This window comes from Mesorhizobium sp. M7A.F.Ca.AU.001.01.1.1, from assembly GCF_004022735.1.
GTDB classification, from domain to species: domain Bacteria; phylum Pseudomonadota; class Alphaproteobacteria; order Rhizobiales; family Rhizobiaceae; genus Mesorhizobium; species Mesorhizobium ciceri.
Genome location: NZ_RZPF01001001.1, coordinates 1 through 1,686 on the forward strand (window position 1 = coordinate 1; position 1,686 = coordinate 1,686).

General features: G+C 62.3%; 3 protein-coding genes and 1 pseudogene. 2 read left to right on the top strand and 2 right to left on the bottom strand.

Features of this window, described 5'->3' with window-relative positions; translation table 11 throughout:
• Window positions 1–132, top strand: a pseudogene (locus tag EN884_RS39950) (3-deoxy-manno-octulosonate cytidylyltransferase); the annotation flags it as partial.
• 9 nt (window positions 133–141) lie between these two features.
• A complete protein-coding gene (locus EN884_RS35080; protein WP_013527936.1) occupies window positions 142–1,005 on the top strand; it encodes a prephenate dehydratase in 864 nt (287 codons plus the stop codon).
• Here EN884_RS35080 and EN884_RS35085 read toward each other — a convergent pair.
• Both EN884_RS35085 and EN884_RS35090 read right to left on the bottom strand, forming a co-directional pair.
• Window positions 1,002–1,307: a Dabb family protein gene (locus tag EN884_RS35085; protein ID WP_027161785.1), complete on the bottom strand. Its 306-nt coding sequence runs from the start codon at window positions 1,305–1,307 to the stop codon at window positions 1,002–1,004. The two genes, EN884_RS35080 and EN884_RS35085, sit on opposite strands and share 4 nt — an antisense overlap.
• Window positions 1,308–1,344: 37 nt before the next feature.
• Window positions 1,345–1,686 (bottom strand): NUDIX domain-containing protein (locus EN884_RS35090; RefSeq protein WP_128361090.1); only part of this gene is annotated, 342 nt, incomplete at its 5' end.

Below are 1,686 nucleotides of genomic sequence, written 5' to 3' on the forward strand. Positions count from 1 at the left end.
CGCGAGCGGCTGGAACAGTTGCGGGCGCTGGAAGCCGGCATGCGCATCGACGCCGAGATCGTCCAGTCGCTGCCGCTCGGCGTCGACACGCCTGAAGACCTCGAACGCGCCAGAACAATCCTTTCAACCTGAGATATCGGCATGCCTGAAAAGACCAACAGAATATCCTTCCAGGGCGAACCGGGCGCCAATTCCGACACCGCCAGCCGCAACATGTTCCCTTCGATGGAGCCGTTGCCCTGCCCGACCTTCGAGGATGCCTTCAACGCGGTCGAGACCAACAAGGCCGACCTCGCCATGATCCCGATCGAGAACACCATTGCCGGGCGCGTCGCCGATATCCATCATCTCCTGCCGGAATCGAAGCTGCACATCGTCGGCGAATATTTCCTGCCGATCCATTTCCAGCTGATGGTGCTGCCAGGCGTCAAGCGCGACGAGATCAAGACGGTGCACAGCCACATCCATGCGCTTGGCCAGTGCCGCAAATACGTTCGCAAGAACGGTTGGAAGGCGATCGTCGCCGGCGACACGGCCGGCGCCGCCAAAATGGTCTCCGAGGTCAAGGACCGCAGCATGGCGGCGCTGTCGCCGGCCCTGGCCGCGACCCTCTACGGGCTCGATATCATCGAGCAAAACGTCGAGGACACCGACTCAAACGTCACCCGCTTTGTCGTCCTGACCAAGAACAAGCAATGGGCCGAGCGTCCTTCGCCCGACGTCAAGATGATGACGACCTTCATCTTCCGCGTCCGCAACGTGCCGGCCGCGCTCTACAAGGCCATGGGCGGCTTCGCCACCAACGGCATCAACATGACCAAGCTGGAGAGCTACCAGCTGGGCGCTTTCACGGCGACGCTGTTTTACGCCGACATCGAGGGCCACCCCGACGACCCGCTGGTCAAGCTGGCGCTGGACGAGCTTCGTTTCTTCTCGCGCGAAGTGCGCATTCTCGGCGTCTATCCGGCCAGCGAGTCGCGTGAGCAGTGGAAGGTTGCGGACTAGATCACCGCGCCCAGCGGCACATAGTCGATCTCCATGAAGGTCTCGACCTCCGGCACCCAGCGGTCGCGCACGAAGGCGACATGGTCTGGATGGTCGTTGTACCTGGTGTAGGCGGCCTGGTCGGCGAACTCCATCGAGAAGCCGAAACGATAGTCGTTCTTGGGGCTGATCTGCCGCAATTGCTCGAAATGCGTGACGCCCCTGATCGCGGTGAGGATCCTCTTGGCGTCGACCAGGAACCGCTTTTCCTCCAGCGAATGCGGCGGATGCTTCAGCGTGAAAACGACGGTGTGACGGATCATGTCCTGCTCCTGCAATGTCTTTAGGTGTTCGCTGCCATCATTCTGAATCGACCCAGGCGCGGATGAGGTGATGCGCAATGGCGCCTTTCGGCGGCGTGATCAGATTGTCCTGGTGCGTCCTTTCCAGCATCCGGCGCACCTCGTCGCGAAAAAACCAGCGGCAGTCCTCAAGCTCGTTGAGGTCGGCCTGGATATCGTCATTGAGCGGCTCGCCGAAGCAGCCGATCATCAGCGAATAGGGGAACGGCCAGGGCTGGCTGGCGTGGTAGACGACGCGGCCAAGCCGGATGCCGGCCTCCTCCAGCGTCTCGCGGCGCACCGCCGCCTCGATCGTCTCGCCCGGCTCGATGAAGCCGGCGAGGGCCGAATACATGCCCGG

Bases quoted from the DNA above. Each gene is read 5' to 3' on its own strand.
- EN884_RS35085 (WP_027161785.1), bottom strand. From the start codon at position 1,307: ATGATCCGTCACACCGTCGTTTTCACGCTGAAGCATCCGCCGCATTCG.
- EN884_RS35080 (WP_013527936.1), top strand. From the start codon at position 142: ATGCCTGAAAAGACCAACAGAATATCCTTCCAGGGCGAACCGGGCGCC.